Raw genomic sequence first — 24,384 nt, forward strand, 5'->3', positions numbered from 1 at the left:
CATGAACACCCGCAGGAGCGGGCTTGCCGGCGAAGGCGGTGTGTCAGTCAGCCTATGTATTGACGCAAAGACCGCCCTCGCCAGCCAGCTGGCTCCTGCAATGGTTTTTGTGGTGTCGGTTAGGGCTGAGATGGCTTCTTGAACACATAAAACAGGTTCGGCTCGCTCACCAGGTACAGCGTCCCCTCGTCATCCATGGCGATCCCCTCTGCTTGCGGCACGGTCTTCTGCAGGCCATGTTGACCTTTACGCAATGACATTGTGCTTAGCGGCCGACCGTCGATATCCAGCTCCAGCACCAGAAACGACTCATCCGACAGTGCCAGCAAGTGGCCGCTGCGCTCATCGTATTGCAGACTCGACAGGTCGCGCACAAACAACCCGGCATCCCGCTTGGGGTTGTTGATCACGTGCACGGCGTAGGATTTTTCCGGGTTGTAATGCGGGAAGCCCTGCACTTCGTAGATCAGCATCGGGTCGCGCTCCTTGGCGACGAACAGACGCTTGCCCTTGGAGTCGTAGGCCAGGCCCTCGAAGCCCTTGTTGCGGGTCATGTGCATGCCCAGGGTCATCTGCTCGGCATCGGCGGCATCGAGGAAGGTCGTGCCCTCCTCCAGGTGAATCTTGATCAAACGCTGCTGACGCTCATCGCTGATCACATAAGTGTCAGCACTGATGAACTCCACAGCCTCTGGATCACCAAAGCCGATCAGCGCAATCCGCCGCAGGATGCGCCCATCGAGGGACATTTCGATCAGCTCGGAATTCTGGTTGGTCACGGTGAACAGGCTGTTGCGCACTGGATCGAAGGTCAACGCCGAGACGTCGTCGTCCAGGCCGTCAATCACCTTGGCTTCGATCACCACTCGGTAATCATTGAGCGCCATCGACTGCTCGGAGAGCGGGTGCAGCCAGCTTTGCAGATTGAACCAGGCGCGCTCGTAGAGACGGTAATACTGGCCCGCCACGCCCAGCGCCAGCACGACGGCGACCAACAGAATCAAGGCAAGCGGTTTGGGACGGGCAAGTCGGCGCATTCAGGCGGGCTCAAAAGCGAAACGGGCGGATGAAATATCACGCCTGGATGAATTCAAGCTTAATAGCCGTAGGCCATTGCCTACAACCTTGCAGGAAAACACCCTGTAGCTGGCTTGCCAGCGAAAAACGTCAACGATGCCCAGTCCACCCCCGATGAAACGCGGTGTCCTGGCTATCTTCGCTGGCAAGCCAGGTCCTACAAGGGTTCCGTTCAGGCTGGATTTAGCGAACGCTACTGGTAAAACGACTGGCACCCGGCAGTTCCAGCACCAACTCATCACCCACGTTCAGCGGACCGACACCCACCGGGGTGCCGGTGAGGATCACGTCGCCGGCCTGCAGCGAGAAGCAACCGGCCATGTGCTGGATCATCGGCACGATCGGGTTGAGCATGGCGCTGCTGTTGCCGTCCTGGCGCACTTCACCGTTGATGGTCAGGCGAATGCCGATGTCGGTCAGGTCGGCAAAGGTGCTGCCGACCACGAACGGTGCGATTACCGCCGCACCGTCAAATGACTTGGCGATTTCCCACGGCAGGCCCTTGGATTTCAGCTCGGCCTGCTTGTCCCGCAGGGTCAGGTCCAGGGCCGGGGCGAAGCCGGAGATCGCGTCCAGCACTTCCTCGACGCTCGGTTTGGTCGACAAGGGCTTGCCGATCAACACAGCGATTTCCGCCTCGTAATGCACCGAGCCACGCTCAGTGGGAATTGCGAAACCGCCTTCCAGCGGCACCACGCAACTGCCCGGTTTGATGAACAGCAGCGGCTCGGTCGGCACCGGGTTATCCAGTTCCTTGGCGTGTTCGGCGTAGTTACGCCCGATGCACACCACTTTCCCGAGCGGGAAATGAATGCGGGTACCGTCGACATACTGGTGCTGATAGCTCATTACCGCCTCCTGCCTCAAGGTTTGTTCAAACGGCGAAGATCTTGCCCGGGTTCATGATGCCGTTCGGGTCGAATACCGCTTTTACTGCTTTCATATATTCAATTTCAACCGGCGAACGGCTGTAGGTCAGGTAATCGCGCTTAGTCATACCGACGCCGTGCTCGGCAGAAATCGAACCGTTGTACTTCTCGACGGTTTCGAACACCCACTTGTTCACGGTCGCGCACTTGGCAAAGAACTCGTCCTTGCTGAGGTTTTCCGGCTTGAGGATGTTCAGGTGCAGGTTGCCGTCGCCAATGTGGCCGAACCAGACGATTTCGAAATCCGGGTAGTGTTCGCCGACGATCGCGTCGATTTCCTTGAGGAACGCCGGGACTTTCGACACGGTCACCGAAATGTCGTTCTTGTACGGGGTCCAGTGGGAAATGGTCTCGGAGATGTACTCGCGCAGTTTCCACAGGTTGTGCAGCTGGGTTTCGCTCTGGCTCATCACGCCGTCCAGCACCCAACCCTGCTCCACGCAGTGCTCGAAGGTTTCCAGGGCGTGGTTGGCCACTTCTTCGGTGGTCGCTTCGAATTCCAGCAGCGCGTAGAACGGGCAGTCGGATTCGAACGGCGCCGGTACGTCGCCGCGATCGAGGACTTTGGCCAGGGCCTTGTCGGAGAAAAACTCGAAGGCAGTCAGGTCCAGCTTGCTCTGGAAGGCGTGCAGCACCGGCATGATCGAGTCGAAATCAGCGGTGCCGAGCACCATCGCGGTGAGATTTTTCGGCGCGCGATCCAGGCGCATGGTCGCCTCGACCACGAAGCCCAGGGTGCCTTCGGCGCCGATGAACAGCTGGCGCATGTCATAGCCGGTGGCGTTCTTGATCAGGTCGCGGTTCAGTTCCAGCACATCACCCTTGCCGGTGACGACTTTCATGCCGGCCACCCAGTTGCGGGTCATGCCGTAGCGAATCACCTTGATCCCGCCGGCATTGGTGCCGATATTGCCGCCAATCTGGCTGGAACCCGACGAAGCGAAGTCCACCGGGTAGTACAGGCCCTTTTCTTCCGCAACGTTCTGCAATTGCTTGGTGACCACACCTGGCTGGCATATGGCCGTGCGGTCGGTCAGGTTCACCTCGAGGACCTGGTTCATGTAGTCGAACGACACCACCACTTCGCCATTGGCCGCCACCGCAGCGGCGGACAGCCCGGTACGACCACCGGACGGCACCAGCGCCACTTTGTGTTTGTTGGCCCACAGGACGATGGCCTGGACCTGCTCGGTGGTCTTGGGGAACACGATGGCAGTCGGGGCCGGGGCGAAATGCTTGGTCCAATCCTTACCGTAAGCATTCAGGGAGTCGGCGTCGGTCAGCACCTTGCCAGGCTCAACCAGGGTCTTCAGCTCATCAATCAGGGCAGGATTGGTCATCGACAGAACTCTCGAACAATTCATGGTCATCCTGAGAACGCTTCACGTCGCAGGAATGAGTGTTTAGCGGGGCGCATATGCTAGCATACCGACCCCGCAGCATAGTGCCCAAAGGCTGTTCTGCGGCGACGGCTTTCCTGCCGTCCGGGTCAGCATCTGCTGGCTATCTCCTGCCATTTTTCTCCGGGATACAGGTTTACGCAGATGAGCAAGACTTCTCTCGATAAGAGCAAGATCAAGTTCCTTCTTCTCGAAGGCGTCCACCAATCGGCTGTCGACGTCCTCAAGGCGGCGGGCTACACCAGCATCGAGTACCTCACAGGTTCTCTGCCGGAAGCCCAGCTCAAGGAAAAGATCGCTGATGCGCACTTCATCGGCATTCGCTCCCGTACTCAACTGACCGAAGAGATCTTCGATCACGCGAAGAAGCTGGTGGCTGTCGGCTGTTTCTGCATCGGCACCAACCAGGTGGACCTCAACGCCGCCCGCGAGCGCGGTATTGCCGTGTTCAACGCGCCGTACTCCAACACCCGCTCCGTTGCCGAGTTGGTGCTGGCCGAAGCGATTCTGCTGCTGCGTGGCATCCCCGAGAAGAACGCTTCCTGCCACCGTGGCGGCTGGATCAAGAGCGCGGCCAACTCCTTCGAAATCCGTGGCAAGAAGCTGGGTATCGTCGGTTATGGCTCGATCGGTACTCAACTGTCGGTCCTGGCTGAAGGCCTGGGCATGCAGGTGTACTTCTACGACACCGTGACCAAGCTGCCACTGGGTAACGCCACCCAGGTCGGCAACCTGCACGAGCTGTTGGGCATGTCCGACATCGTCACCCTGCACGTACCGGAAACCGCTGCGACCCAGTGGATGATCGGCGAGAAGGAAATCCGCGCAATCAAGAAAGGCGGGATCCTGATCAACGCCGCGCGCGGCACCGTGGTCGAGTTGGACCACCTGGCCGCTGCGATCAAGGACAAGCACCTGATCGGCGCTGCCATCGACGTGTTCCCGGTCGAGCCACGCTCCAACGACGAAGAGTTCGAGAGCCCGCTGCGTGGCCTGGACAACGTGATCCTGACCCCGCACATCGGTGGTTCCACCGCTGAAGCGCAAGCCAACATCGGCCTGGAAGTCGCTGAGAAGCTGGTGAAGTACAGCGACAACGGTACTTCGGTATCGTCCGTGAACTTCCCGGAAGTGGCTTTGCCGGCTCACCCTGGCAAGCACCGTCTGCTGCACATCCACGAGAACATCCCGGGTGTGATGAGCGAGATCAACAAGGTCTTCGCCGAAAACGGCATCAACATTTCCGGTCAGTTCCTGCAGACCAACGAGAAAGTCGGCTACGTCGTGATCGACGTCGACGCCGAGTACTCGGACCTGGCGCAAGAGAAGCTGCAGCACATCAACGGCACTATTCGTTGCCGCGTGCTGTTCTAACGCTCAAGCGTCAATAAAAAGGGAGCTCCGCGGAGCTCCCTTTTTTTCGCCTGGACGTTTTACTTGACCGTGATGGTGATCTTTTCCGAAAGGATAGGCGGGTCGAACGCCATGTGATTCTTGTCGCCCAGCTCCAGTTGCAGGGTGTGCTCGCCAGGGGTCAGGGTCAGTTCGCCCTGGGTTTGCGCCTTGCCGAAATGCACGTGGTTGGCATCAGCCGGGATCACTTTGCCAGCGGCAATCGGGGCGGTATCAATCAGCACGTGGTGGTGACCGGAATTGGGGGTGGCATCACCTGCCGGGGCCAGGGAGACATCTTCGACAGCGAACTTAATCTGGAAGGTCTGCGGCACGGTGCCGCCATCTGCCGGCGAAACAATGGAGACCTTAGCGCCCTCCGGAGCAGGCGTCGCGGCGCTGGCCAGCATCGAAGCACCGAGCAGCATCCCTGCAAAAACAGCACGTGACATAAAGGTTTTCATTCTTTTCTCCAGTTTTATGCTTAATCTTTATGAATGTGACAACTTCGTAGCAATTTGTTGTCGAAGGACCTCAACACCATAGCAAAGCGCGCCGAAGCAGCGCGTCGCACATAACGAATCAAGGAGAGACCATGCGCTTTTTGCCTGGCCTGATGCTGTTGCTGCCCCTTCTGAGCCCCCTTGCTCACGCTGAACTGATCGACGACGTCAACGATCGCGGTGAACTGCGCATCGCCCTGGAAGCCAATACTCCGCCCTTCAACTATAAGGACGACGGCAAACTTACCGGCTTCGAAGTCGAGCTAGGCCAACTGCTGGCCAGCGAGCTGGATGTACGCGCCGACTTCGTGGTGACCGACTCCACCGACCTGCTGCCCGGTGTCGAGAGCGGCCGCTACGATATCGCCATCAACCACATAGCACTGACCCCGGAACTCAAGGATCGTTTCGATATCAGCGAACCTTACAGCTATTCAAGCGCACAATTGATCGTGCGCCAGGAAGAACAACGTCCGCTGGGCTCGTTACCGGCGCTCAATGGCAAGGTGCTGGGCGTGGCCCAGGGCAGTCAGTTTGTCGATCAAGCGCGCAGTGTCGAAGGCGTCGACCTGCGCAGTTACCCGGATGCGCAACAGCCGCTCAAGGAAGTGGCGGACAAACAATTGGACGCGGCCATCAGCGATCGCCTGCTGATTCCCTACGCAATCCGCGACAGCCGATTGCCGGTGAAGGAAGGGGCAAAAATCGGCCCGACGCTGAGCCTGGTGATCCCGTTCCAGAAAGGCAACCCGGCATTCCAGGCGACCCTCGCCGGGGCTTTGGAGCGAATCAAGAAAGACGGACGCCTGATGGCCTTGTCCGAGAAGTGGTTCGGCATGGATGCAACCCAGCCACCGAAGCCTTGACCAGGCCGGCCCTCAGTCCAGCGCTGCCAGGGCGCTGGCCGCTTCGGCCAGTTGCGATTCGTTGAACACCCGGACCCCGTGACGGCTCAACAAGGCGGCGGTGACGCCCTCACCGCTGACCTTGACCCCGCTGAACGTGCCGTCATAGGTCAGCAGGTTGCCGCATGAAGGGCTGTTGGCCTTGAGCACGGCGATGTGGATGCCATGTTGCTGCACCAGCGCCAGAGCCTGCCGCGCACCGGACAGGAACTCGGCACTGACATCTTCACCCTCGGTGGTGATGACCCGGGCACTGCCGTCGAGCACCTCGACACCCTGTCCGCCCGGAATCTCAGCCGCCGCCCGAGGGGTAGGCAAGCCGCCCGCCACTTCAGGGCACAACGGCACCACCCGACCTTCGGCGATCCACTGCTGCAGCTGATCGAATGGTCCGCTGGCGCCGCCGTCGTAGCGCACGCGATGGCCCAACAGGCAGCGGCTGACGAGAATTTTCTGCATGCTCAAAATGGATCGTTGCCGCGACGGCGAAACCAGCCGGTCAACGACAAGCGTTCGCGGGTTGCCGGCAATACCTCATGGGGCACCTGGCCCGAAAGAAACACCACCAGGCAGCCGCCCACAGGGTCCACATCGTGTGCCGCGTCGTCCTCCAGGTACATACGCAGTTGACCGCCATGCTCCGGCATCCAGGCATCGTTGAGATAGATCACCGCCGAGACCATGCGCCGATCGTCGTCGCGAAAGCGGTCAACGTGGCGGCGGTAGAAGGCGCCGGGCGGGTACAGGGCGAAGTGGCTTTCGAAGTCCTCGAGACCGAGGAACAGGCCACGGTTGAGCGCCTCGCGCAGGCTGTCCATCAAGCTCAGATAGCTATCGCAGGCATCGGCCTGGCCGGGCTCCAGCCATTGAATATGATCGCCGCGAATACCCTCGCGAACCTCCGAAGCGGGGCCACGGCCCACCGCCGCCGGCGCCAGTTCGCCCTCGGCCGCACGTTTACGGCACTCGGCCGCCAGCTCCCCGGTCAAAGCCAGAGGCAGGAACAGGTTCTGCTGCGACCAGCCGTGAGTGGCGAGGTCGTCAACGATACGCAGCAATAGCGGGTGATCAGAGGGTATGGGCATGGCGCGCATAGTATTCCTGCGCCAGCAAATCCGACAGTGCCGGATAGCGGAGGATCGTCGGATATGCAGGTGAACCTGATACGAATTCTCGACAACCTGTGTCTGGCCCCGGAGAATAGTCGACTGCCGACAGGAGTCCTTATGCGCCGTTTGCTTTTTTCACTGTTGATGCTCTGTACTTTCCCCTCCTGGGCAGACGGCTACGACCAGTTGTACAAGGTCGCTGGCTGGCCGGACCAGCGCGCGCATTTCAGCGATGCCCTCACTGCCGCCCAACAACGCTACCAAAACAGTCTGCCGCCGGCGGTGTTCCAGGCGCTGGTCAACAACAGCAACCAGCGCTTTGCGCCACAGGCTGTGGATCAGCGCGCGCAGGCACAATTGCGCAAGAATCTCGCCGACCCGAAGCCGGCGCTGGCGTTTTTCCAGTCGGCGCTGGGGCGCAAGATCATTGCCGCTGAGTTGCTGGCGACGCGCCGCGATCAGTTGGCGAAGAACGCCAAGGGCTTGCCTAAGATCGAAGCCAGCGACACCCGCCAGTTGATCGTCGGCCACCTGGCCCAGGCGCTGCCAGCCCGCGAAGCCGGCGCCGAAGTCAGCCTGGCGATTGCCGGTGTGGCGGCGGACAGCCTGAGCCAGATGATTCCCGGCCTGCTCGGCGGCGGCCAGGCCCAGAGCATGCTCAACGGCCAGCGCCAGCGCCTGATGGAACAGATCGGCAGCGACCTCAACAACACCCTGCTGTACGTCTATCGCGACCTGTCGGATGCCGAGCTTGAGGAGTTTGCCAACTTCGCTGAATCCACCGAAGGCAAGGCTTATTACCAAGCGGCGCTGGCGGCGATTCGGGCGGGGTTGGCGGTGGGGCAAAGTGCTTCGAGTCTGGCTCCGTAATTTACGCGGTCTGTTAAACCGCTATCGCGAGCCTGCTCGCGATAGCGGTTTAACAGACACTACAAATTCCGGCCCTTGATCCGCCGACTCAAAAACCCAAAATACTCCTCCCGCAATGCCGCCGTTTCATTCGCCAAATGATGCCGCGCCTCCGGCAACTTCAGCACCTGCGGCCGATCGAACTTGGCCGCCAGCACCTGCAGATTGTGTTGCCAATCCACAGTCATGTCGGCCATCCCCTGAATGATCAACGGACGCCGCGGGCTCGCCGGCGCTGCTTCGATGCGCTTGATCCAGCGCGCCAGCGCCCCCACCCAGGCGGTCGGCAGGCGCAATGGTTGCAGCGGATCGGCCTGCAGGAACGGCAGGAACGCCGGGTCGTTGGAGTTCTCACTGAAGCGCCGGGCAATGCCTTTGACGAAAGGCCGCAGCAGGTAATAACTCAGGTGCGACCACCCCCAGGCACGTGGCCGCACCAGCGGCGATAACAGCAGTACCTGGCCTTGTGCCGGGCTGTCGACGCCCTGGTTGAGCACGTGGTCGATGACGATCGCCCCGCCGGTACTCTGCCCGCACAGGTGCCAGGGCTGTGGCAGGTCGATTGAGCGCGCCTCGGCGAACAGGCCTTGCAGGGTGTCCTGGTATTCGGCGAAATCGCGAATGCTCGCACGCTCGCCACTGGACAGGCCGTGCCCCGGCAAATCACAGGCAATCACTGCGAAACCCTGCTCCAGCGCCCATTCGATGACGTGCCGATAGAGCCCGGTGTGATCGTAGAAACCGTGAAACAGGAACAGCGTGGCTTTCGCCCGTTCAGGCCACCAAAGCTGGCTGACGACCTCGTAGCCATCGACCTCGAAACGTCCGAGGCCACGACGCAGCGTGCGTTGCGCGAAATCCAGGCCATAGAAGCGTTGATAGGCCTGCGCCTCGTCCGAGAGCGGCTGCGCACAAGCCAACGGCTGCAAGCTGGCGCGCAAATGATCGGCATTGAAGGTCACAGCCATGAGGAGATTCCAGAGCAGGCGCAGCGCGCGAAACAGACTTTATGGGCCTGCGATATTCTTCTGTCGTGGCAAGCATGGCAAGCTACGCGACCGCCAAGGATGCTTTCACATGCGCCCCCACACCCGCACGACATTGTTTGCCACCCTGATCGCACTGATCTGCGCCGGCGTGCTGTGGGCGGCCTACGACTGGTTCCAGGGCCGCTACCTGCGCGCCTTCAGCGAGCACACCGCCGTATTTTCCGGCGATCCGCTGCGCCTGCCCGACCACCTCGCCGGTCCCGGTTCGATCCGCGTCGTACACTTCTGGGACCCGTCCTGCCCGTGCAACGTCGGCAACCAGCAGCACCTCGCCGAACTGCTCGAACACTACGGGCCCCAGGGCGTGCAATTCTTCGCCGTGCAAAAACCCGGCAGCCAGGGCCAGTTGCCCAGCACCCTCAGTGGCCTGAAAACCCTCGACGTCCTCCCCGGCTCCACCCAGATCCCCGCCAGCCCAGCCGTCGCCATCTGGGACCGCGGCGGCAAACTCGCCTACTTCGGCCCCTACAGCGAAGGCCTGACTTGCAATTCCAGCAACAGCTTCATTGAGCCGATTTTGCAGGCGCTTAGCGAGGGTCGTCCGGTCAATGCCACCAACACCCTGGCGGTGGGGTGTTATTGCCCGTGGGCCAGTGAAACACCCTAGGGCATTCCGGACTTTTCAAGGTCGGACATCCCCGGCAGGCAAGGGCTGTGCTACATCTTGACCGCCCCGACAGGCGGCATTCCAAAAAGAACAAGGAGTCTCCATGAAGCGCGTCATGACCCTGCTGGCCTTGCTGCTCGTCCTGCTCGCCGCAGGCGCCGGCTGGTATGTGTATAGCAAACAACCCACCCGCCAGGGCCAGGTGCAGTTGCAACACCTCGAAGGCGCAGTGACGGTGCGTTATGACGAGCGTGGGGTGCCGCACATTCGGGCCACCAACGAGACCGACCTGTATCGGGCTCTTGGCTATGTGCAGGCTCAAGACCGCTTGTTTCAGATGGAAATCATGCGCCGCCTGGCTCGCGGTGAGTTGGCGGAGGTGTTGGGGCCGAAACTGGTCGACACCGACAAGCTGTTCCGCAGCCTGCGCATCCGCGAGCGTGCCGAAACCTACGTGGCCGCGCTCGACAAGCAATCCCCAGAGTGGAAGGCCCTGCTGGCTTATCTGGACGGGATCAACCAGTATCAAGACAGCCACGCCGCACCGGTGGAGTTCGACGTGTTGGGGATCCGCAAGCGGCCGTTCACCGCCCAGGACAGCATCAGCGCCGCCGGCTACATGGCCTACAGCTTTGCCGCAGCCTTTCGTACCGAGCCGGTGCTGACCTATGTCCGTGATCAACTGGGCAGCGACTACCTGAACATCTTCGACCTCGACTGGCAGCCCAAGGGCGTGCTTGTCGAGAAACCCGGCTCCGCGCCGGCCCTCAGCGCCGCCGACTGGAAGGACCTCAACGCCTTGGCCCGCCTCAGTGAGCAGGCGCTGGCCGAGCACGGCCTGCCGCAGTTCGAGGGCAGCAATGCCTGGGCGATTGCCGGCAGTCGCACCCAAAGTGGAAAACCGCTGCTGGCCGGTGACCCGCACATTCGTTTCTCGGCCCCGGCAGTTTGGTACGAGGCGCAACTGTCGGCGCCCGGCTTTGAACTGTACGGCCACCACCAGGCGCTGGTGCCGTTCGCCTTCCTCGGCCACAACATGGATTTCGGCTGGAGCCTGACCATGTTCCAGAACGATGACCTCGACCTGATCGCCGAGAAGGTCAATCCGGACAATGCCAATCAAGTCTGGTATCGCGGGCAATGGGTGGACCTGGTCAGCACCGAGCAGCAGATCGCGGTGAAGGGTCAGGAGCCGGTGAACCTGACCCTGCGTCAGTCGCCCCACGGGCCGATCATCAACGACGTACTGGGCGCCACCGCCGGCAAGACACCGATTGCCATGTGGTGGGCGTTTCTCGAGACGCAAAACCCGATCCTCGAAGGTTTCTACCAGCTCAACCGCGCCGACACCCTGGCCAAGGCCCGCACCGCCTCCTCCAAGGTCCAGGCACCGGGCCTGAACATCGTCTGGGCCAATGCCAAAGGGGACATCGGCTGGTGGGCCGCCGCGCAATTGCCCAAGCGTCCGGCCGGGGTCAAGCCGGAGTTCATTCTCGACGGCAGCAGCAACCAGGCGGACAAGGACGGTTTCTACCCGTTCAGCGCCAACCCCCAGGAAGAAAACCCGGCACGCGGTTACATCGTTTCCGCCAACTTCCAGCCGCTGTCGCCCACCGGCATGGAGATTCCCGGCTACTACAACCTGGCGGATCGTGGCCAGAAACTGAACCAGCAGTTGAGCGACAACAGCGTGAAGTGGGACGTCGAAGGCACGCAGAAACTGCAACTGGGCACCACTACCCACTATGGTCCGCGCACACTCGCACCGCTGTTACCGGTATTGCGTGAAGTGGTCAGTGATTCCGCGGAGCTGAAACTGCTGGAACAACTGGCGGCGTGGAAAGGTGACTACCCGCTGGATTCCACCAGCGCCACGTTGTTCAACCAGTTCCTCTACGACCTGGCGTATGGCGCGCTGCACGACGAACTAGGCGACAGCTTCTTCGACACCCTGCTCTCGACTCGGGTCATCGATGCCGCCCTGCCCCGGCTGGCCGCCAACGCCGACTCACCCTGGTGGAACAACCGCAGCAGCGGCACCGCGCAAACCCGTGCTGATGTCGTCAAGGCCGCCTGGAACGCCAGCCTCGCCCACCTCAAGGGCACCCTCGGGACAGACAGCACGCAGTGGCAATGGGGCAAGGCCCACACCCTGACTCACGGCCATCCGCTGGGCATGCAAAAGCCGCTGGACCGGATCTTCAACATCGGGCCATTCGAGGCGCCGGGTAGCCATGAAGTGCCGAACAACCTCACCGCAAAAATCGGCCCGGCACCCTGGCCTGTGACCTACGGCCCTTCGACCCGCCGCATCATCGACTTCGCCGACCCGGCCCATGCCCTGACCATCAACCCGATCGGGCAAAGCGGCGTGCCGTTCAACACGCACTATGAGGATCAGGCGGAGGCCTACATCGAAGGGATCTACCATCAGGCGCATTTCAGCGAAGAGGAAGTGGCCGCCAACACCCGCAGCACCTTGAAGCTGTTGCCGGCCCGCTGACACTCGGCGCCTACAGGCTCTGGCGCACCCGCCCCGGGGCCTCGCCGTAAGTGTCCTTGAACTTCTTGCTGAACGCTGCCTGGGATTGATAACCAACCTGGGCGGCGATGTCGTTCAGGCTCAGGCCGGACTGCCCCAAGAGGCTGTACGCCAACTCCATGCGCACCTGGGTCAGCAGCACCCAGGGCGAGACCCCGGCAACCCGCACAAAGGCACGCATGAAGGTGGCCCGCGACATCGTCGCAGCGGCGGCCAGGCTGTCGATGGTCCAGTCGTGCCCGGGATCGGCCAGCATCGCTTGCCAGGCACGGCTCAGGCGCTTGTCCGCGAGCAAGGCCAGGGTGCCGCTCGCCGGCGATTGCCCGGCCAGGTGCGCGCGCAGAATCAGGGTGAACATCGCCGACGACAGCGCATCGACGAAGAACCGTGCACCCGGCTGATTGCCATCCGCTTCGCCGCGCAGCAGTGCAATCAGCGCCACCAGTTGTGCATCGACCTGGCTTTCGCGACTGGAGATCACCAGGTATTCCGGGAGGGCCGAAAACAGCAGGGACTGTGGGTTGTAGTGGAAGCTGCCGCAGAGCATATCGACCTCCGGCTCGTCACTGCCCATGCGGTGCATCGGCAGCAGCCCACCAGCGATCACCCGCGGCACACTGGGGGCGATCCGCGCACCCTCGCTGCGCAGCAGATGGGTCGAGCCACCAGGCAGCAGCAGCACGTCGCCGGCGTTCAGGCGCACCCGCTGCCCGCCGGACAGTTCAGCGTGGCAGGTGCCCGTCAGGACGATGTGATACGGCGCCAGCCCGCGCCGGTCGGCCGGGTGATCCAGCGCCCAGTCGCCCTGGAACTGACAGCGCAGGTCGAGGCTGCCGCGCAGGCTGGCGAGGGCAATCAATTTATCGATCGAGTTCATTTGCGACGATTGGATAAATAACTGAGCGGATCGGGCAAACGCGCCTGACCCGGGTGGACAACACTGTATCTGCCGCAACAGTACACCCCAACCTGCTCAGGAGATAACGCAATGTTCAACAATTGGTCCGAACTGCTGCCCACTATCCAGAAGGCCTTCGGTGGCCTGGGCAAAACCAATCCGAAGATGGTCAAGGCCTATATGGCATTGGGTGAAGCCGCCGAAGAGAACAACGTGCTGGATGCCAAGACCCGCGAGCTGATTTCCATCGCAGTCGCCATTACCACCCGCTGCGACGGTTGCATCGGCGTGCACACCGATGCCGCGATCAAGGCCGGCGCGACCCGTGAGGAGATTGCTGCGACCTTGGCCACGGCGATTTCTCTGAATGCCGGTGCGGCGTACGTGTTCTCGCTGCGTGCGCTGGAGGCGCATGATGCGTTGAAGGGCTGATGGACTGATGGAGAATAATTGTGGGAGCGGGCTTGCCCGCTCCCTTTCCCACTCCCCTATCAAACCGCCTGCGGCCGGCGGACTTCCGGTTGTTTCCAGGAGTCGGCGGCGCTTTCTTCGATGGCTTGCTGAATCGCGCGCTTGCGGTTTTCTTCGGCACGACGGCTGAAGAACCAGACCAGGAAGGTCACGATCGACACCGCCAGCAGGATCAGGCTGGCCACCGCGTTGATCTCCGGCTTCACGCCCAGGCGCACCGCCGAGAACACTTCCATCGGCAAGGTCGTCGAGCCCGGGCCCGAGACGAAGCTGGCGAGCACCAGGTCGTCGAGGGACAGAGCGAACGACATCATGCCGCCCGCCGCCAGCGACGGCGCGATCATCGGGATGGTGATCAGGAAGAACACCTTCCACGGCCGCGCACCGAGGTCCATGGCCGCCTCTTCGATGGACATGTCCAACTCACGCAGACGGGCCGACACCACCACCGCAACATAGGCCGCGCAGAACGTAGTGTGGGCGATCCAGATCGTGACCAGGCCGCGCTCCTGTGGCCAGCCGATCATTTGCGCCATGGCCACGAACAGCAGCAACAGCGACAGACCGGTGATCACTTCCGGCATGACCAAGGGTGCCGTCACCAGGCCGCCGAACAGCGTGCGGCCCTTGAAGTGGGTGATCCGGGTCAGCACAAACGCTGCCAGGGTCCCCAGCGCCACCGCGGCAATCGCGGTGTAGCAGGCGATTTCCAGCGAGCGCACCACCGAGCCCATCAGTTGGGTGTTATCCAGCAGGCCGACGTACCACTTGATCGACCAGCCGCCCCACACCGTCACCAGTTTCGAGGCGTTGAACGAGTAGATCACCAGGATCAGCATCGGCAGGTAGATAAACAACAGACCCACTACCAGCATCAGGCTGGAGAAACGGAAGCGCTTCATTCTTTACCCTCCATTTCCTTGGCCTGACTGCGGTTGAACAGGATGATCGGCACAATCAGGATCGCCAGCATCACCACTGCCAGGGCGGACGCCACCGGCCAGTCACGGTTGTTGAAGAACTCTTGCCAGAGCACTTTACCGATCATCAGGGTTTCCGGACCGCCGAGCAGTTCCGGGATCACGAACTCACCCACTACCGGAATGAACACCAGCATGCAGCCGGCGATGATGCCGTTCTTCGACAGTGGAATAGTGATTTTCCAGAAGCTGTTGAAGGTGCTGGAACCCAGGTCGGAAGCCGCTTCCAATAGGCTGGTATCGTGCTTCACCAGGTTGGCGTAGAGCGGCAGGATCATGAACGGCAGGTACGAATAGACCACGCCGATATACACCGCGAGGTTGGTGTTGAGGATCTGCAGCGGCTCGCTGATAAACCCCATGCTCATCAGGAAACCGTTGAGCAAGCCGTTGTTGCTGAGGATGCCCATCCACGCATAGACGCGGATCAGGATCGCGGTCCAGGTCGGCATCATGATCAGCAGCACCAGCACGGTCTGCATTTCCTTGCGCGCACTGGCGATGGCGTAGGCCATCGGATAACCGATCAACAGGCAAAGGGTGGTGCTGATCAGCGCCATCTTCAACGAGCCGAGGTAGGCGGCGATGTACAGCTCATCCTCGCTGAGCAACACGTAGTTGCCGAGGTTGAGCAGCACCTGCAGCTTCTGTTCAACGAAGCTGTAGATCTCGGTATACGGCGGAATCGCCACGTCTGCTTCGGCGAAGCTGATCTTCAGGACGATGAAGAACGGCAGCATGAAGAACAGGAACAGCCAGAGGAACGGAACCCCGATGACCAACTGCCGGCCACCGGGAATTATTCGATTGAGTCGGCGTTTGAGCTTTCGCATGTTCATGAGCGCAGTACCACGCCGCTGTCGTCTTCCCACCAGACGTAGACCTGGTCACCCCAGGTTGGCCGCTGGCCGCGACGCTCGGCGTTGGCGACGAACGACTGCACCAGCTTGCCGCTCGGCAATTCGACGTAGAACACCGAGTGGCCGCCGAGGTAGGCAATATCGTGGACCTTGCCGCTCGACCAGTTGTACTCGCAGGTCGGCATGTCGGCGGTGACCAGCAGCTTCTCCGGACGAATCGCGTAAGTCACCGACTTGTCCTGGACCGAGGTGCTGATGCCGTGGCCGACGTAGATATTGCGGTCCAGATCCTTGCAGGTGATCAGGGCGTGGCCCTCGGCGTCGTCCACCACTTCACCTTCGAAGATGTTGACGTTGCCGATGAATTCGCAGACCAGGCGGCTGGTCGGAGTTTCGTAGATGTCGATCGGGCTGCCGATCTGCGCGATCCAGCCCAGGTGCATGATCGCGATGCGCTCGGCCATGGTCATGGCCTCTTCCTGGTCGTGGGTCACCATCACGCAGGTCACGCCAACGCGCTCGATGATCTCAACCAGTTCCAACTGCATCTGCGAGCGCAGTTTCTTGTCGAGGGCACCCATCGGTTCGTCGAGCAGCAGCAGCTTCGGACGCTTGGCCAGGGAACGGGCCAGGGCCACACGCTGACGCTGGCCGCCGGAAAGCTGGTGCGGCTTGCGCTTGGCGTACTGGCTCATCTGTACCAGCTTGAGCATCTCCGCCACACGCGCATCGACCTCGGCGGCCGGGATCTTGTCCTGCTTGAGGCCGAAGGCGATGTTCTGCGCCACGGTCATGTGCGGGAACAATGCATAGGACTGGAACATCATGTTGATCGGCCGCTCGTACGGCGGCATATCGGTGATGTCTACACCATCGAGGAAGATTCGCCCTTCGGTCGGTCGCTCGAAACCGGCGAGCATGCGCAGCAAGGTGGATTTGCCCGAACCCGATCCGCCGAGCAAGGCGAAGATTTCGCCTTTCTTGATTTCCAGGGACACGTCGTCCACGGCAATCGTCTCGTCGAACTTCTTCGTGACCCGGTCGATTTTGACCAACACCTGTTTCGGTGTCTGGTCGCCCTCGAGGGCTTTCTTATAGGCGCCGGAGGCAACTGCCATTTACGAAACTCCCAAAACAAAAGAGTGCAGGTCGCTCAAGGTGAGCCAACCTTGGATAGTTTGAGCCTTTGTCACTATTTACCCGACTTGACCTTGGTCCAGCTGCGGGTCATCAGCCGTTGAATGTTCGGCGGTAGTTCGATCGACACGTAGGTCTTGTCGAGCACGGCCTGGGGTGGATACACCGATTCGTCTTCGCGGATCGACTGCTCCATCAATTTGTCCGACGCCGGGTTCGGGTTGGCGTAGCCCACGTAGTCGCTGACCTGGGCGATCACCTCTGGCTTGAGCAGGTAATTGATGAAGGCATGGGCCTGTTTGACGTTGGCCGAATCCTTGGGAATCGCCAGCATGTCGAACCACAGAGCGCCGCCCTCTTTCGGAATCGAGTAAGCGATGTTCACGCCCTTCTTCGCTTCCGCCGCGCGGTTTTTCGCCTGGAACATGTCGCCGGAGAAGCCGATGGCGACGCAGATGTCGCCGTTGGCCAGGTCGCCGATGTACTTGGAGGAGTGGAAGTAGGTCACATAAGGGCGCACCGCGAGCAACTTGGCTTCGGCCTTTTTGTAGTCCTCAGGGTTGGTGCTGTTGGCATCCAGGCCCATGTAGTTGAGGACCGTCGGCATCATCTCGTCAGCCGAATCGAGGAAGGCCACACCGCAGCTTTGCAGCTTCTTGATGTTTTCCGGCTCGAACACCGCCGCCCAGGAGTCGATTTTGTCGACGCCCAGCACCTCTTTGATTTTGTCGACGTTGTAGCCGATGCCGTTGGTACCCCACAGGTACGGTACGGCATACAGGTTGCCCGGGTCGTTCTGTTCCAGGCGCTTGAGCAGCACCGGATCGAGGTTGCTGTAGTTCGGCAACAGCGACTTGTCGAGCTTCTGGAACGCCCCGGCCTTGATCTGCTTGCCCAGGAAGTGGTTGGACGGCACCACCACGTCATAGCCGGTGCGCCCGGCCAGCAACTTGCCTTCCAGGGTCTCGTTGGAATCGAACACGTCGTACACCGGCTTGATACCGGTGGCTTTCTGGAAGTCCGCCAGGGTGGTCTCGCCGATGTAATCCGACCAGTTATAAATATGCACGGTGCCGGCGGCTTGAACACTGGCAGCCAGTGTCAACCCGGCGCCAACCAGCATGGCTTTGCGCAACAAAGAAAAAATGGCCACGTGGAGGTCCTCTCTCAAATTAGTTGGGCGCAAGTTGCCCAGCGTTACCGGACAGTCTGGACTGCCTGGGAACAAAACCGGCGCGCAACTTACCCTCGATAAACCGATCCAGCAAACTTTAAAAAGATCCTTGTACGAACGAGCCTGTCGAATCGACAGGCTCGCTCCTACAGATACTTATTTACCCGATTTGATCTTGGTCCAGCTGCGAGTCAGGATCCGCTGGGTCGCGGCCGGCAGGTCGGCAATCGCGTACAGCTTGGCCAGCACGTCTGCCGGTGGGTAAACGCCCGGGTCACTGGTGATGTCTTTATCAACCAGTGGGGTTGCAGCGGCGTTACCGTTCGGGAAGCGTACGGCGTTGGTGATTTCCGCCATGATTTCCGGCTTCTGCAGGAAGGTCATGAACTTGTAGGCGCCTTCGACGTTTTCGGCATCTTTAGGGATGGCGACCATATCGTAGAAGCTGCCTGCACCTTCTTTGGGAATGTTGTAGCTGACCTTGACCTTGTCACCGGCTTCGGCGGCGCGAGTCTTGGCCTGATAGATGTCACCCGAGTAGCCGATCGCCACGCAGATGTTGCCGTTGGCCAGGTCGGAAATGTACTTGGAGGAGTGGAAGTAACCGATCGAAGGACGAACTTTGAGGAACAGTGCCTCGGCCTCGGCCAGTTGTTTCTTGTCCTGGCTGTCGGTCGGGTAGCCCAGGTAGTGCAGGGCCACCGGGATCATCTCGGTTGGCGAATCCAGCACGCTGATGCCACAGGATTTCAGCTTGGCGGCGTTTTCCGGTTTGAAGATCAGGTCCCAGGAATTGGTCGGTGCATCCGGACCCAGCGCGGCCTTGACCTTCTCGGCGTTGAAGCCGATGCCGATCGAGCCCCACATGTACGGGAAGGCGTGCTCGTTACCCGGGTCGCTGACCGAAACGGCCTTGAGCAGATCGGTGTTCAGGTTCTTCCAGTTCGGCAGCTTGGACTTGTCCAGCTTCTGGTAGACGCCGGCCTTGATCTGCTTGGCCAGGAAGTTGTTCGAAGGCACCACGATGTCGTAACCGGACTTGCCGGCCAGCAACTTGGCTTCGAGGGTTTCGTTACTGTCGAAGACGTCGTAGACAACCTTGATGCCCGACTCGTCTTCAAACTTCTTGATGGTGTCCGGCGCGATGTAATCGGACCAGTTGTACACGTGCAAGACTTTGTCATCTGCCTGAACCGCGCCCGCCATGATGCCCATCAGGGACATGGCAAGGAGTGTCTTGCCGGCGAGCTTTTTACCGAGTGCCTTCATGCGTAATGCTCCAAATTTTTGCTTTTTTGAACCACCTGTTCCGCGCCGAACCCGGGCATTTGGAACGGTGGCTAGTCTGGCAACATCCATGGCGGTCTTTCAAGGAAAGGCCAAGCTTTCTGACCGCTCTGAGCGAAAGTTCATACAACTCCCGCTCAGAGCCTAGCACTTAGCCCTGCAACACACTCAGGGTCAGGTCCAGGCACTTGCGTGCCTTGCTCACCAGCTCATCGATTTCCGCCTTGGTAATCACCAGTGGCGGCGCGATGATCATGGTGTCGCCAACCGCGCGCATGATCAGCCCGTTGTCGAAGCAGAACTGCCGGCAGATCATGCCCACGCCCTTGCCTTCGTAACGTTTGCGCGTGGCTTTGTCCTGAACCAGTTCGATAGCGCCCAGCAACCCTACCCCGCGAACTTCACCCACCAATGGATGATCGTTGAGTTCACGCAGACGCTTTTGCAAATACGGTGCCGTTTCTTCCTGAACGCGCTCGATAATCTTCTCTTCGCGCATGATGCGGATGTTTTCCAGGGCAACAGCCGCCGCTACCGGGTGACCGGAGTAGGTGAATCCGTGGTTGAAATCGCCGCCTTCGTTCAGCACTTCGACCACAGAATCGCGCACGATCAGACCACCCATCGGGATGTAGCCGGAAGTCAGGCCCTTGGCGATGGTCATCATGTCGGGCTTGAGGTCGTAGAAATCGCTGCCGAACCACTCGCCGGTACGGCCGAAACCGCAAATCACTTCATCGGCGACGAACAGGATGTCGTACTTGGCGAGGATTTCCTTGATGCGCGGCCAGTAGCTTTCTGGCGGCACGATCACGCCGCCGGCGCCCTGGATCGGCTCGGCAATGAAGGCGCCGACGTTGTCGACACCGACTTCGAGAATCTTTTCTTCCAACTGGTTGGCAGCCCAGATCCCGAATTCTTCCGGGGTCATGTCGCCGCCTTCACCGAACCAGTACGGCTGCGGAATGTGCACGATGCCCGGGATCGGCAAGTCGCCCTGTTCGTGCATGTAGGTCATGCCGCCCAGGCTGGCGCCGGCCACGGTCGAACCGTGGTAGCCGTTCTTGCGGCTGATAATGACTTTCTTGTTTGGCTGACCTTTGATCGCCCAGTAGTGGCGAACCATGCGCAGCATGGTGTCATTGCCTTCGGAGCCGGAACCGGTGAAGAACACGTGGTTCATGCCTGCTGGCGCGATATCGGAAATTGCCTTGGCCAGTTCGAGGACGGGCGGGTGAGCGGTCTGGAAAAACAGGTTGTAGTACGGCAACTCGCGCATCTGCTTGCTGGCAGCCTCGGCCAACTCGTCGCGGCCGTAACCGATGGCCACGCACCACAGGCCGGCCATGCCGTCGAGGATCTGATTGCCTTCGCTGTCCCACAGGTAAACGCCCTTGGCGCTGGTGATGACACGCGGGCCTTTTTCCTTCAATTGCTTGAAGTCACTGAAGGGGGCCAGGTGGTGTTCGGCGCTCAGGTTCTGCCATTCACGGGTTTGCGGGTTGTTGCTCATAAAGCTCTCCTAGTGAGGTTGGAGTGCGGCTTTTGAGGGCCGCACCCGGCGTGTCAGACGGCGAACAACAGGAATTCCCGTTCCCATGAGCTGATCACGCGCTTGAAGTTTTCATGCTCGGCCCGCTTGACCGCGACGTAGCCAGTGATGAAGTTGTGACCCAGGTACTTCTCGATGGTCTTGCTGTTTTCCATGCGTTCCAGAGCGTCTTCGATGGTCAGCGGCAGACGCAGGTTGCGCCGCTCGTAACCACGACCCACCACAGGCGCGCTTGGGTTGATACCTTCGACCATGCCGATGTAGCCGCACAGCAGGCTCGCGGCAATCGCCAGGTACGGGTTGGCGTCGGCACCCGGCAGGCGGTTTTCCACCCGACGGTTTTGAGGGCCGGCATCCGGCACCCGCAGGCCCACGGTACGGTTTTCTTCGCCCCACTCGACGTTCACCGGCGCCGAAGTGTCCGGCAGGAAGCGGCGGAACGAGTTGACGTTGGGCGCGAACAGCGGCAGCAGTTCAGGGATGAATTTCTGCAGGCCGCCGATGTGGTTGAGGAACAACTGGCTCATGCTCCCGTCTTCATTGGAGAAGACGTTCTTGCCGGTCTCGATTTCGATAATGCTCTGGTGCAGGTGCATGGCGCTGCCAGGCTCGCCGGTCATCGGCTTGGCCATGAACGTGGCGGCCACGTTGTGCTTGAGCGCGGCCTCGCGCATGGTGCGCTTGAACACCAGGATCTGGTCGGCCAGGGACAGCGCGTCGCCGTGACGGAAGTTGATTTCCATCTGCGCCGTGCCGTCTTCGTGGATCAGCGTATCGAGATCCAGCTCCTGCAGTTCGCACCAGTCGTAGACGTCTTCGAACAGCGGGTCGAATTCGTTGGCCGCTTCGATAGAGAACGATTGGCGACCGATTTCCGGACGTCCGGAACGGCCAACCGGCGGTTGCAACGGGTAATCCGGGTCGTCACTGCGCTTGGTCAGGTAGAACTCCATTTCCGGCGCCACGATCGGCTGCCAGCCCTTGTCGGAATAGAGTTTGAGGACTTTCTTGAGGACGTTGCGTGGCGACAGCTCGATCGGGTTGCCCTGCTTGTCGTAGGTGTCGTGAATCACCTGCGCGGTCGGCTCGATGGCCCATGGCACGAGGAACACCGCGTTCTGGTCGGGGCGGCAGATCATGTCGATGTCGGCCGGGTCGAGCAGTTCGTAATAGATGTCGTCTTCGACATAGTCGCCCGTCACTGTCTGCAACAGCACACTCTCGGGCAGGCGCATGCCTTTTTCGGCAATGAACTTGTTGGTTGGCGAGATCTTGCCGCGGGTGATCCCGGTCAAGTCGCCAATCATGCATTCGACTTCTGTGATCTTGTGGTCTTTCAACCAATCGGTGAGCTGGTCGAGGTTGTTACTCATAAATGCCTCTGGGCTGAGTGTCCCGGCTTCATTAGGGGCCGGGCGTTGTTTGACGCGTCCGCGTCGCGTTGGCAGACCTGGGAGACGCCCAGGACGTGCGAGCTAGAGCTTACCTGCCCTTGTGGCTGGCTGTGCAAGCCTGATGCAAAAGCCGTGCGTGCAGAAACCGCAACAGCACGGCGCGGCAACAGGCTGAAAGTGGAATCGCGTGCAGAATCATGAGCAGCTCCCGCAGAACACGCAGGGCCGCTATAGTGAAAAGGTTCTACAGTGGAAGAAGACCGGGTAAATAACAGTTTTTGCGGTGCGTCCAGAATAACGGACGCCGACAGCCTATTCGGCACCGTCGGCAGGTCGTTGGCCCTTGCGCCTGGAGCGCGGACGAAGCTGTCGCCACTGATATGGCAAGCCTGCAGGCCGATCTGCACAGAGCAGGCGGCGATGCCGATTGACGGCCGGCGAGACATGAAACACCCCGGTATTATTGCTGTTATGGGTTTGATCCGAGCTTAGCCTTGTTCATTTTTTTACACAACACCCCCGTAAAAAATACAACACGGCCCGCTCAAACCCGCAGCTGGCAAACAAGGGAAAGGCACTAAAACGCCCCAAACTGCCTCAGAAATGCCTTTCGAGCGCTTTTTTAGGGCAAAAAAGCCCTCGCTTGACTTAAGCATGCCGTTCGGGTTGACTGGAATCCGAAAAGATCAATGATTGATATTTTTAACAACAAAGGTGTTGCATCATGTCGGTACCCCCGCGTGCCGTTCAGCTTAACGAAGCGAACGCGTTCCTTAAGGAACATCCTGAGGTTCTGTACGTTGACCTTCTGATTGCGGATATGAATGGTGTGGTGCGCGGCAAGCGCATCGAACGCACCAGTCTCCACAAGGTTTACGAGAAAGGCATCAACCTGCCGGCCTCCCTCTTTGCCCTGGATATCAACGGTTCTACGGTGGAAAGCACCGGCCTGGGCCTGGACATCGGTGATGCTGACCGAATCTGTTATCCAATCCCTGACACCCTGTGCAACGAGCCGTGGCAGAAGCGTCCAACCGCGCAATTGCTGATGACCATGCACGAACTCGAAGGCGAGCCGTTCTTCGCCGACCCGCGTGAGGTGCTGGCCAATGTCGTGCGCAAGTTCGACGAAATGGGCCTGACTATATGCGCCGCGTTCGAACTGGAGTTCTACCTGATCGACCAGGAGAACGTGAACGGTCGTCCGCAGCCACCGCGCTCACCGGTCTCCGGTAAACGCCCGCACTCGACACAGGTCTACCTGATCGACGACCTCGACGAATACGTCGACTGCCTCCAGGACATCCTGGAAGGTGCGAAGGAACAAGGCATCCCGGCTGACGCCATCGTCAAGGAAAGTGCCCCGGCGCAGTTCGAAGTGAACCTGCACCACGTCGCCGACCCGATCAAGGCCTGCGACTACGCGGTACTGCTCAAGCGCCTGATCAAGAACATCGCCTACGACCATGAGATGGACACCACCTTCATGGCCAAGCCTTACCCGGGCCAGGCGGGCAACGGTCTGCATGTCCACATCTCGATTCTTGATAAAGACGGCAAGAACATTTTTGCCAGCGAGGATCCCGAGCAGAACGCCGCACTGCGTCACGCGATCGGCGGTGTGCTCGAGACCCTACCGGCGCAGATGGCCTTCCTCTGCCCGAACGTCAACTCCTATCGTCGTTTCGGCGCACAGTTCTACGTGCCGAACTCGCCATGCTGGGGCTTGGACAACCGCACCGTGGCGATTCGCGTACCAACTGGTGCCGCCGACGCCGTGCGTATCGAACATCGTGTTGCCGGCGCCGATGCCAACCCGTACCTGCTGATGGCTTCGGTCCTGGCAGGCGTGCATCACGGCCTGACCAACAAGATCGAACCGAATGCTCCGGTTGAAGGCAACAGCTACGAGCAGAACGAGCAGAGCCTGCCGAACAACCTGCGCGATGCCCTGCGCGAGCTGGACGACAGTGAGGTGATGGCCAAGTACATCGACCCGAAATACATCGATATCTTTGTCGCCTGTAAAGAGAGTGAGCTGGAGGAGTTCGAACACTCCATCTCCGACCTCGAGTACAACTGGTACCTGCATACCGTTTAAGCGGTTGCTCTGAAAAACGCCGCCGGCCTCACAGCCTGCGGCGTTTTTTTATGGCCGCCTTTCTCGGTTCGCGGGTCCGTGGCGAAAATCGAAAATGTGGGAGCGAGC

At 60.3% G+C, this 24,384-nt stretch carries 22 protein-coding genes; 7 read left to right on the forward strand and 15 right to left on the reverse strand.

Features of this window, described 5'->3' with window-relative positions; translation table 11 throughout:
* Nucleotides 1-119 precede the first annotated feature (119 nt).
* From NR126_RS02915 to NR126_RS02925, 3 genes are all read right to left on the reverse strand, one after another.
* Nucleotides 120-1,037 carry an SdiA-regulated domain-containing protein gene (locus NR126_RS02915; RefSeq protein ID WP_256829646.1) on the reverse strand — a complete coding sequence of 306 codons (918 nt, stop codon included), beginning with the start codon at nt 1,035-1,037 and terminating at the stop codon, nt 120-122.
* Between the two features lie 223 nt (nt 1,038-1,260).
* Entirely contained in the window at nt 1,261-1,926 is a 666-nt protein-coding gene (locus NR126_RS02920; RefSeq protein WP_027616947.1) for a fumarylacetoacetate hydrolase family protein, read from the reverse strand.
* A gap of 25 nt (nt 1,927-1,951) precedes the next feature.
* Nucleotides 1,952-3,346 (reverse strand): FAD-binding oxidoreductase, encoded by a 1,395-nt coding sequence (locus NR126_RS02925; protein WP_105753622.1) that lies wholly within the window; start codon nt 3,344-3,346, stop codon nt 1,952-1,954.
* A gap of 204 nt (nt 3,347-3,550) precedes the next feature.
* Between NR126_RS02925 and serA the strand changes: the two genes are divergently transcribed.
* Entirely contained in the window at nt 3,551-4,780 is a 1,230-nt protein-coding gene (gene serA, locus NR126_RS02930) for a phosphoglycerate dehydrogenase (protein ID WP_027616945.1), read from the forward strand.
* Nucleotides 4,781-4,839: 59 nt separating this feature from the next.
* Here the strand turns inward: serA and NR126_RS02935 are convergent, their stop codons facing one another.
* A complete protein-coding gene (locus NR126_RS02935; RefSeq protein ID WP_027616944.1) occupies nt 4,840-5,262 on the reverse strand; it encodes a DUF4399 domain-containing protein in 423 nt (140 codons plus the stop codon).
* 131 nt (nt 5,263-5,393) lie between these two features.
* Between NR126_RS02935 and NR126_RS02940 the strand changes: the two genes are divergently transcribed.
* The gene (locus NR126_RS02940; protein ID WP_027616943.1) at nt 5,394-6,167 is read left to right on the forward strand and encodes a transporter substrate-binding domain-containing protein; all 774 of its coding nucleotides are present in this window, start codon (nt 5,394-5,396) and stop codon (nt 6,165-6,167) included.
* Between the two features lie 12 nt (nt 6,168-6,179).
* Here NR126_RS02940 and NR126_RS02945 read toward each other — a convergent pair whose 3' ends face one another.
* The gene (locus tag NR126_RS02945; protein ID WP_105753620.1) at nt 6,180-6,665 is read right to left on the reverse strand and encodes a DUF523 domain-containing protein; all 486 of its coding nucleotides are present in this window, start codon (nt 6,663-6,665) and stop codon (nt 6,180-6,182) included.
* Between the two features lie 2 nt (nt 6,666-6,667).
* A complete protein-coding gene (locus NR126_RS02950) occupies nt 6,668-7,300 on the reverse strand; it encodes a 2OG-Fe(II) oxygenase (protein ID WP_256829648.1) in 633 nt (210 codons plus the stop codon).
* Between the two features lie 132 nt (nt 7,301-7,432).
* Here NR126_RS02950 and NR126_RS02955 point away from each other — a divergent pair, with 132 nt between their 5' ends.
* Nucleotides 7,433-8,185, forward strand: coding sequence for a DUF2059 domain-containing protein (locus tag NR126_RS02955; RefSeq protein ID WP_027616940.1), 753 nt, complete (start codon nt 7,433-7,435; stop codon nt 8,183-8,185).
* Nucleotides 8,186-8,244: 59 nt separating this feature from the next.
* Here NR126_RS02955 and NR126_RS02960 read toward each other — a convergent pair whose 3' ends face one another.
* Nucleotides 8,245-9,192 carry an alpha/beta hydrolase gene (locus tag NR126_RS02960; protein WP_027616939.1) on the reverse strand — a complete coding sequence of 316 codons (948 nt, stop codon included), beginning with the start codon at nt 9,190-9,192 and terminating at the stop codon, nt 8,245-8,247.
* A gap of 109 nt (nt 9,193-9,301) precedes the next feature.
* On the opposite strand from NR126_RS02960, the gene NR126_RS02965 reads away from it, so the two are divergent.
* Both NR126_RS02965 and NR126_RS02970 read left to right on the forward strand, forming a co-directional pair.
* Nucleotides 9,302-9,880, forward strand: a complete 579-nt coding sequence (locus NR126_RS02965; protein WP_027616938.1) for a DUF6436 domain-containing protein — start codon at nt 9,302-9,304, stop codon at nt 9,878-9,880.
* Between the two features lie 103 nt (nt 9,881-9,983).
* Nucleotides 9,984-12,383 carry a penicillin acylase family protein gene (locus NR126_RS02970; RefSeq protein ID WP_256829649.1) on the forward strand — a complete coding sequence of 800 codons (2,400 nt, stop codon included), beginning with the start codon at nt 9,984-9,986 and terminating at the stop codon, nt 12,381-12,383.
* Between the two features lie 10 nt (nt 12,384-12,393).
* Here the strand turns inward: NR126_RS02970 and NR126_RS02975 are convergent, their stop codons facing one another.
* Nucleotides 12,394-13,299 carry an AraC family transcriptional regulator gene (locus NR126_RS02975; protein ID WP_027616936.1) on the reverse strand — a complete coding sequence of 302 codons (906 nt, stop codon included), beginning with the start codon at nt 13,297-13,299 and terminating at the stop codon, nt 12,394-12,396.
* Nucleotides 13,300-13,410: 111 nt separating this feature from the next.
* On the opposite strand from NR126_RS02975, the gene NR126_RS02980 reads away from it, so the two are divergent.
* Nucleotides 13,411-13,752 (forward strand): carboxymuconolactone decarboxylase family protein, encoded by a 342-nt coding sequence (locus NR126_RS02980; protein ID WP_027616935.1) that lies wholly within the window; start codon nt 13,411-13,413, stop codon nt 13,750-13,752.
* Nucleotides 13,753-13,811: 59 nt separating this feature from the next.
* Here NR126_RS02980 and NR126_RS02985 read toward each other — a convergent pair whose 3' ends face one another.
* From NR126_RS02985 to NR126_RS03015, 7 genes are all read right to left on the reverse strand, one after another.
* On the reverse strand, nt 13,812-14,693 hold the full coding sequence (locus NR126_RS02985; protein ID WP_027616934.1) for an ABC transporter permease subunit: 882 nt from the start codon (nt 14,691-14,693) through the stop codon (nt 13,812-13,814).
* A complete protein-coding gene (locus NR126_RS02990; RefSeq protein ID WP_327192047.1) occupies nt 14,690-15,571 on the reverse strand; it encodes an ABC transporter permease subunit in 882 nt (293 codons plus the stop codon). Before NR126_RS02990 ends, NR126_RS02985 begins: the two co-directional genes overlap by 4 nt.
* A gap of 35 nt (nt 15,572-15,606) precedes the next feature.
* Nucleotides 15,607-16,749, reverse strand: a complete 1,143-nt coding sequence (locus NR126_RS02995; protein ID WP_105753616.1) for an ABC transporter ATP-binding protein — start codon at nt 16,747-16,749, stop codon at nt 15,607-15,609.
* A 74-nt stretch (nt 16,750-16,823) separates the two neighbouring features.
* A complete protein-coding gene (locus NR126_RS03000; protein WP_027616931.1) occupies nt 16,824-17,921 on the reverse strand; it encodes a polyamine ABC transporter substrate-binding protein in 1,098 nt (365 codons plus the stop codon).
* 177 nt (nt 17,922-18,098) lie between these two features.
* On the reverse strand, nt 18,099-19,211 hold the full coding sequence (locus NR126_RS03005) for a polyamine ABC transporter substrate-binding protein (protein WP_027616930.1): 1,113 nt from the start codon (nt 19,209-19,211) through the stop codon (nt 18,099-18,101).
* A gap of 169 nt (nt 19,212-19,380) precedes the next feature.
* Entirely contained in the window at nt 19,381-20,742 is a 1,362-nt protein-coding gene (locus NR126_RS03010; RefSeq protein WP_027616929.1) for an aspartate aminotransferase family protein, read from the reverse strand.
* A 53-nt stretch (nt 20,743-20,795) separates the two neighbouring features.
* The gene (locus tag NR126_RS03015; RefSeq protein ID WP_256829650.1) at nt 20,796-22,154 is read right to left on the reverse strand and encodes a glutamine synthetase family protein; all 1,359 of its coding nucleotides are present in this window, start codon (nt 22,152-22,154) and stop codon (nt 20,796-20,798) included.
* A gap of 745 nt (nt 22,155-22,899) precedes the next feature.
* On the opposite strand from NR126_RS03015, the gene NR126_RS03020 reads away from it, so the two are divergent.
* Complete coding sequence (locus NR126_RS03020) at nt 22,900-24,276, forward strand: glutamine synthetase family protein (protein WP_027616927.1); 1,377 nt, start codon at nt 22,900-22,902, stop codon at nt 24,274-24,276.
* Nucleotides 24,277-24,384 lie beyond the last annotated feature (108 nt).

The organism is Pseudomonas sp. Pse1 (assembly GCF_024519635.1).
Classification (GTDB): domain Bacteria; phylum Pseudomonadota; class Gammaproteobacteria; order Pseudomonadales; family Pseudomonadaceae; genus Aquipseudomonas.